We start from the raw sequence: 7539 nt of genomic DNA, 5'->3' as shown, positions 1-7539 counted from the left end.
TGAACTTATCCCCAAACCCTGTCAGCGTGATCACAAACCTTTTCAAAAAAGGCTTAATTGAAAAAGGCTTGACCGAAAACTTCAGCAACGACGAAATCAACATCTTAACGGTTGCAGGTTAACGGTTGAGGCCCAATACTTGCTGGTTAAATTTATATAGAAACATTATAAACTAACGTGAAAAGATCTTGTTTTTAAAAATGCAAGCAGACCCCGTGGGGATGGTACATCAGGATATACAGGCGGTACATCATGATAACTAAAAAGCGTTCCAAACTGCTATTTTATTTGGAAATTGTTTTTTGAGTTTAGAAAGAGACCCTGGGACTGTATATATAAAAATCTGCTGAGAAACAGTGCAAATGCCGCGACTCCTGCTCTGAACCCTTTTGAGACACGAATTTTGCGAGCGAAACAGCAAATATTAATTTAAACTAAAGACGTATTAAAAAATTAGTATGAAAAGTGCATATTTGGGCATAAAATTATGCTAAAAATTGCCTTTTTTGAGAGAATTGATACTGAAAAATCTTGTGTAATTTTCAGGGAATCTAAAGGCTTAAAATGTATGAGCGCATATTGAATTTGGTTCGTGGCAGAAAAGATAAAATTGATATATAAAAAGCAGTAGATAAAAACTGTAGTCTTATTGGATTGATACGAATTCTAAGATCTATTTTGACAAAAGTTTCCCCGCGAATTTTTTAAAAAAAATATAATGTTACGTGATTTAGATAACTCTACTAGATTTTTATGGAGAATCAACTAAGATGAGTGATAAACAGGTTTACGATGCTTCGCACATCCAGGTGCTGGAAGGCCTGGAGGCTGTCCGGAAGCGTCCCAGCATGTATATAGGGAGCACGGATGGTCGCGGGCTCCACCACCTAGTCTATGAAGTAGTAGACAATAGTATTGATGAAGCTCTTGCGGGCTTCTGTACCAGGGTAAATGTTACAATCAACTCGGACGGTAGTGTGACAGTCCTGGATAATGGAAGAGGTATACCCATCGACCTCCATCCATTTCACAAAAAATCAGCTCTTGAAGTTGTAATGACTGTTCTGCATGCAGGAGGAAAGTTCGACAAGAACACCTATAAGGTTTCAGGGGGACTGCATGGAGTAGGGGTTTCTGTTGTAAATGGACTTTCGGAATGGCTGGAAGTAGAAGTGGCAAGAGATGGCAAAAAATATTTCCAGCGATATAATCGTGGAAAGCCTGAGGATGATGTCCGAGAAATCGGAACCTCGGATACTACAGGTACGAAGACTACTTTCAAACCGGACGCAAAAATTTTTGAGACATTAGATTTCGATTACGAGATCCTGTCAAACCGTTTAAGAGAACTGGCTTTCCTGAACAGGGGCCTTACTATCAGCCTCAAGGATTTAAGAACCCCAGAAGGGCAGCCTGAAACTTTCACCTATGAAGGGGGAATTGTAGAGTTCGTGAAGTATCTAAACAATAAGAAACAGCCTCTTCACGATCCAATTTATTTTGAGCGGCAAAGGGACGATATGGTAGTAGAAATTGCAATGCAGTACACAGGTAGCTATACAGAAAACGTGCACTCTTTCGCAAACAATATCAATACCCACGAAGGCGGAACTCACATTATCGGTTTCAAGACCGCACTGACAAGGGTCGCAAATGATTATATTAAAGCTAACAAGCTTTCCAAAGAAGACATAAAGCTCACAGGCGATGATGTAAGGGAAGGACTGACTGCAATCATCAGCGTCAAACTCATGGAACCCCAGTTTGAGGGGCAGACCAAGACAAGGCTTGGAAATAGTGATGTCAAAGGAATTGTAGACTCCCTTGTAACTGACGGGCTTGCGGAATACTTTGAGGAAAATCCCAAGGTTGCAAATGTTATTCTTGAAAAAGCCCTTCTTGCCCAGAAAGCCAGAGAAGCTGCAAAAAAAGCAAGAGAACTGACCCGGAGAAAAAATGCTCTCGAAGTAAGCACTCTTCCAGGAAAACTTGCGGACTGCTCGGAAAAGAATCCTGCAGTCTGCGAGATCTACATCGTGGAAGGTAATTCGGCAGGTGGTTCGGCAAAACAGGGTAGAGACAGGAGTTTTCAGGCTATTTTACCTCTCAGAGGCAAAATCCTGAACGTGGAAAAATCCAGACTTGCAAAGATCCTGAAAAACGAGGAGATTATTTCCCTAATAACTGCCATTGGAACAGGAGTCAGCGAGGACTTCACCCTGGAAAGTGCCCGCTACCATAAGGTCATTATCATGACTGATGCTGATGTGGATGGAGAACACATCAGGACTCTTCTTCTCACGCTGTTCTTCCGTTACATGAGGCCTCTGATTGACGAAGGATACGTATACATTGCCCAGCCTCCTCTCTACCGCATAAAGAAAGGCAAAGCTGAGTACTACATACACTCTGACAGGGAACTGGAAGCAAAGAAGAAAGAACTCGGGGAAAAAGGACTTGGAATCCAGCGTTATAAAGGGCTTGGAGAAATGAACCCTGAACAGCTCTGGGAAACCACCATGAACCCTGAAAGCCGGATTCTTTTACAGGTGACACTGGAAGATGCAATTCGGGCTGATGAGATCTTCAGAGTCCTCATGGGAGATGAGGTTGAGCCACGCCGGAACTTCATAGAAGCGCATGCAAAAGAGGTCGTAAACCTGGACATCTAAGGTGGCTAAAAATGGCAAAATATGAAGATGAGAAGAAACTCGAAGATGAATTGAAAAAATCTTATCAGTCTACCCTTATCCCCGAAGAGAAAGATGAAAGGATGAAAAATGAGGACGTTTCGGCCCCCCTTACACTGGAAGACTCGGGCAAAAAACTGGAATTAAACGTGTCCGACCCTGCTTCAGATGATCCCGAAGACAAAGGTATGGAGCCAGGTCAGAGTGGGGTTACTACCATTCTTATCGAAAATGAGATGAAACGCTCTTACATTAACTATGCGATGAGTGTGATCGTTGGAAGAGCTCTTCCCGATGCAAGGGATGGCTTGAAACCAGTTCACCGCAGGGTCCTTTTTGCCATGAAAGAGGCAGGGATCACGCATGACAAGCCTTACAAGAAGTCAGCCCGTGTGGTGGGAGACGTTCTCGGTAAATATCACCCTCACGGGGATACTGCAGTCTATGACACTATTGTGCGTATGGTCCAGGATTTCTCCCTTCGTTATCCTTTAATTGACGGGCAGGGAAACTTCGGGTCAATAGATGGTGACTCGGCTGCTGCCATGCGTTACACTGAAGTCCGTATGGACAAAATCGCAGAAGAGATGCTGGTAGACATCGACAAGGAAACAGTTCCCTTCATGCCAAATTACGACGGGTCAATGGAAGAGCCTGAAGTCCTTCCTGCAAAACTTCCGAACCTTCTTGTAAATGGGTCCACAGGTATTGCAGTAGGGATGGCAACAAACATGGCCCCTCATAACATCGTGGAGGTCATTGACGGCATTCTTATGCTTATTGAAAATCCTGACATCACGATTCCTGAGCTCATGACCGTAATCAAAGGGCCGGATTTTCCTACAGGTGCTCATATTCTTGGGACAGCAGGTATAAAATCGGCTTATATGACCGGAAGAGGGGCTTTAAAAATAAGGGCAGTTGCCGAGATTCAGGAGTTTAAAAAAGACAGACAGCGAATTATCGTAACCGAGCTTCCTTATCAGGTAAACAAAGCCAGGATGATTGAAAATATTGCTCAGCTAGTTCGGGATAAGATAATCATGGGAATTTCCGACCTTCGTGACGAGTCTGACAGGGAAGGAATCAGGGTAGTTATCGAGCTTTCTCGAGGTACAAACCCAAAGGTTGTTTTAAACCAGCTTTATAAGCATACTCAAATGGAGACCACTTTTGGGGTAATCAATCTGGCTCTTGTTGACGGAAAACCAAAAGAGCTAAACCTGAAGGAACTTCTTGAGATCTATCTTGAATACAGGATGGAAATTATCCAGAAGAGAACCCTTTATGGCCTCAAGAAGAGCGAGGAGAGAGCTCATATCCTTGACGGGCTCAAGATTGCCCTTGATAATATCGACGAAGTTGTCGCTCTGATAAAGGGTTCGGCAAATGCTGATGAAGCAAAGCAGGGTTTAATGGAGAATTTTTCCCTTGATGAGATTCAGTCAAAGGCTATCCTTGATATGCGCCTGCAGCGCCTGACAGGACTTGAAACCCAGAAGGTGCTTGAGGAGCTGGAAGGGCTTGTAAAGCTGATAGGTGAACTTAGGGAAATCCTTGAGAGTGATGAACTCAAGTACGAAATAATCAGAAATGAACTTCTGGAGCTCAAGGAAAAGTATGGAGATGCTCGCAGAACAAAAATCGTGCAGTCTGCTGCCGAAGTTAGAGAAGAGGATCTGATTCATGAAGAAGAAGTTGTTGTCACGATTACTAATGGAGGCTACATAAAGCGTATCCCACTCAGGACTTACACTATGCAGCGCCGTGGAGGCAGGGGTATAATCGGCATGGAAATGAAGGAAGAAGACTTCGTGGAAAATCTCTTCATTTCCTCAACCCATAACTATATCCTTTTCTTCACAAACCTTGGCAGGATCTACTGGGAAAAAGTATATGAGATCCCTGAAGGTTCACGGCAGTCCAGAGGCAAAGCCATAGTAAACCTTCTGGAGCTTAAGGAAGGCGAAACAATTAATGCAATGATCCCGGTCAAGGAGTTTGACGAAAATCACTACCTGCTCATGGCAACAAGGGCAGGCACAATCAAAAAGACTCCTCTATCGGAATTCAAGAACCCGAGGAAATCAGGCATAATTGCGGTCACCCTTGATGAAGATGACGAGCTCGTAAGAGTTCTCCTTACCAACGGGAAAAAGGAAGTCCTGATGGTTTCAAAGAAAGGTAAAGCTATTCGCTTTTCTGAAGAAGATGTCCGTCCTATGGGCCGAACTGCAAGAGGGGTCAGGGGTATGGCTCTTGACGGCCCGGACGACGAGGTTGTCAGTCTGGACATTGTCGATGAAACCACGACCCTCCTGACCGTAACTGAAAACGGCTTTGGCAAGAGAACCGAGTACTCCCAGTACCCTGCGCACCGCCGCGGCGGAAAAGGCGTGATAACAATCATTACCAACGAGAGGAACGGTCCGGTCTCAAGAGTCCGGTCCGTAGCCGATGACGATGAACTTATCTTTACCAGTGCCGACGGCATCATTATCCGTATCCCTGCGAAAGATATCTCAATCCAGGGCAGAAACACCCAGGGCGTAAGGATCATTAATCTTAAACTCGGCGACAAAGTCGCAGGTGTAGCAAGAATTCAAAACGGAAAAGCCGAAAAGAATCTGAAACTCACAGCTTTCAAAGGTAAAGAAACCATAGAAGCAACTGGAGCCGAAGATGAAGCCGAGGTTCCGGAGGGCGAAGCCGAAGATCGCGATGAGTTTGACGAATTAGAAGACTTTGAAGCTTCTAGCGAAGCCGAAGAAACCGAGGAAACCAAAGAAATAGGAGAGGATGAAGCAGAAGAGGATGAAGTAGAAGAAAATGAAGAAGACTGAATGTATGAAGTAGAAGAAAATGAAGAAGACTGAATAACACACTCGAGTGAAGAACTATGATTCTTCACTCAAACTGCTGCTAGAATCATGATTTTTGGAGATTTGTTTCCGGCGGCAGGCTTTTTTTCCGGAGGAGAGCCGGATGGTAGACTTATTTTTAAGGTTGGATTTTTTGAATAGATATTTTTAAAACAATGAGTACCAGGAGGTACAGTTTTTAGAATTTTTACTATTTAGTCAATTTAAGTTTTGATTTTTCGTAAAAAAAGCTGCTATACAATAGTTGAGCTCACAGACGGATAACAGAAAAAATCACAAAAAAATCACAGAACGAATAAAGAGAAATTCTGGAATACTTGAGACTAATTTTCCATAACAGACTTATACTGTTTTTCGTAAGGAGTATCAAATATTATTATTTACATAATAATATGATATACAAAGTTAGGAAGTTGTATATACTTGAACCAACATTCTAACGTATAACTCAATCACTTAAATAAATTGTTTAAAGTACTACTATACACAGAAATTTTCAGAAAAATGGTGAGAGAGTTGATATAAAGGAGGAATCAAAGAATGCAAGAATTAGAAGTATTGCCACCTATAAATGCGAAAGTTGGAGATATATTCGAAATTTCAATACCGTCGAATCCTTCTTCTACGGGCTACAACTGCTTACTGTCAAAGATGCCAGATTGTGTTTACTTTGTAGAGTCAACGTACATACCCGATGAACCTGTCATGACAGGAAAAGGTGGAACCAGCAAGTTCAAGTTTGTTGCAGTCGAGAAAGGTGAAGGCCCAATTATTTTCCATAGCGTAAAGTTCTCTCATCCTCTGGATATATTGGAACCTAATCCTATGCAACAACGGTTTGTTATAGTAGAGTAATGAAATGGCATTATTTTGTCATTTATCTTCCATTTTTTGTCATAGCTGTTCATAATTTTTTACGTTAAGTTTCAGTCAGTTACCACACCTCAACCTATTTTTTTGCGGATTTTTTATCCAGAGCCAACTATTTCTGACAAAAATCAACGAGATTCCGCAGGAGTGAAAACGTTTATGAAATTTCCGGCGGTGGGCTTTTTATTCGGAGGGAAGCCGGGCGGTGGACTTATTTTTGGAGACGAATTTTTTGGGTTGATTTATTTGAGGGATTAGGTATCGAAAGGTATAATTTTTTGGAATTATTAGAAACCTTGTGCTGCGGATCTAAAAGTTTATTCATATAGCTTTCGTTGGCATTTCACTACTTTTTATAAATGTGAAATAGCAATGTAAGGTTAAAAATTGAGTGAAATTTCTGGTTGTTTCGATATACCTGTATTTTTCAAATTTTTTTACATGCATAAAACAGGATGAGTTCTGACAATTGAAGAATAGAACGTGGAGATTCGATGAATTTCGGTTTCATAAAGCATAAAAGAAGCCAATTATTGTGAAATCGAACAGAAACGAAAAGACAAATGACCCTGCCAATACAGTAAAGAATGACTTCCAATAGCTCAAGTTATGAACAAACTGTCCTCCCCGGCTGCAAATATGTACCCAGTAAATACCCATCAGTATATTTATCGGAGACATTGGTAAATATTCTATAGGCATAACCGCAGTTGAGTAGGCCATTATAATGAAGGTGTCTTTATAACTTCCTTCACCTCCTAGCAGTTTAAATGAGATAATATTACCCATTGTAAAAGATGCATTAATAACCAAAAGGTGTAGCATTTCTGTAAAAAAGATCGTTCCGGGAATTGTCAATTCTTCAATTATGTATATAGTTTCAAAAAAGTCTCCTACCAATGTTGTAATTAACAGAAATACTATGCTGAAAATCAAAGCATGAATAAAATTATTCTCAGGGGAAATTTTTCTGAAGAATTCTGAAGGTTTCAGCAACACATCCATAAATGCAGTAAAATAATTCATGGAAACACTCATACATTATTTTAAATGTTTACGCACATAAATTAAATTTTCTAGAGGCTCTCAAATTAGAA

General features: G+C 41.4%; 4 protein-coding genes. 3 read left to right on the top strand and 1 reads right to left on the bottom strand.

From position 1 onward, the window contains the following. The first annotated feature begins 770 nt into the window (after positions 1-770). The 3 genes from gyrB (at position 771) to A9239_RS10330 (ending at position 6427) form a co-directional block, all read left to right on the top strand. Positions 771-2672, top strand: coding sequence for a DNA topoisomerase (ATP-hydrolyzing) subunit B (gyrB, locus tag A9239_RS10340; protein WP_048117750.1), 1902 nt, complete (start codon positions 771-773; stop codon positions 2670-2672). Positions 2673-2683: 11 nt separating this feature from the next. After that, a complete protein-coding gene (gene gyrA / locus A9239_RS10335; protein WP_048155429.1) occupies positions 2684-5533 on the top strand; it encodes a DNA gyrase subunit A in 2850 nt (949 codons plus the stop codon). Between the two features lie 579 nt (positions 5534-6112). Then, positions 6113-6427 carry a protease inhibitor I42 family protein gene (locus A9239_RS10330; RefSeq protein WP_048155427.1) on the top strand — a complete coding sequence of 105 codons (315 nt, stop codon included), beginning with the start codon at positions 6113-6115 and terminating at the stop codon, positions 6425-6427. A gap of 522 nt (positions 6428-6949) precedes the next feature. Here A9239_RS10330 and A9239_RS10325 read toward each other — a convergent pair. Further along, positions 6950-7468: a Yip1 family protein gene (locus tag A9239_RS10325; protein WP_048117756.1), complete on the bottom strand. Its 519-nt coding sequence runs from the start codon at positions 7466-7468 to the stop codon at positions 6950-6952. Between the last annotated feature and the right edge of the window lie 71 nt (positions 7469-7539).

The organism is Methanosarcina sp. A14, assembly GCF_001729375.1.
Classification (GTDB): Archaea; Halobacteriota; Methanosarcinia; order Methanosarcinales; family Methanosarcinaceae; genus Methanosarcina; species Methanosarcina barkeri.
Note: the sequence above shows the minus strand (reverse complement) of the source record. Positions and strands in the feature narration are given on the sequence as shown.

What these genes read in the sequence shown, in the direction of transcription:
- A9239_RS10325 (WP_048117756.1), bottom strand. Translation starts at nt 7,468, where the DNA reads ATGAATTATTTTACTGCATTTATGGATGTGTTGCTGAAACCTTCAGAA.
- gyrB (WP_048117750.1), top strand. Translation starts at nt 771, where the DNA reads ATGAGTGATAAACAGGTTTACGATGCTTCGCACATCCAGGTGCTGGAA.
- gyrA (WP_048155429.1), top strand. Translation starts at nt 2,684, where the DNA reads ATGGCAAAATATGAAGATGAGAAGAAACTCGAAGATGAATTGAAAAAA.
- A9239_RS10330 (WP_048155427.1), top strand. Translation starts at nt 6,113, where the DNA reads ATGCAAGAATTAGAAGTATTGCCACCTATAAATGCGAAAGTTGGAGAT.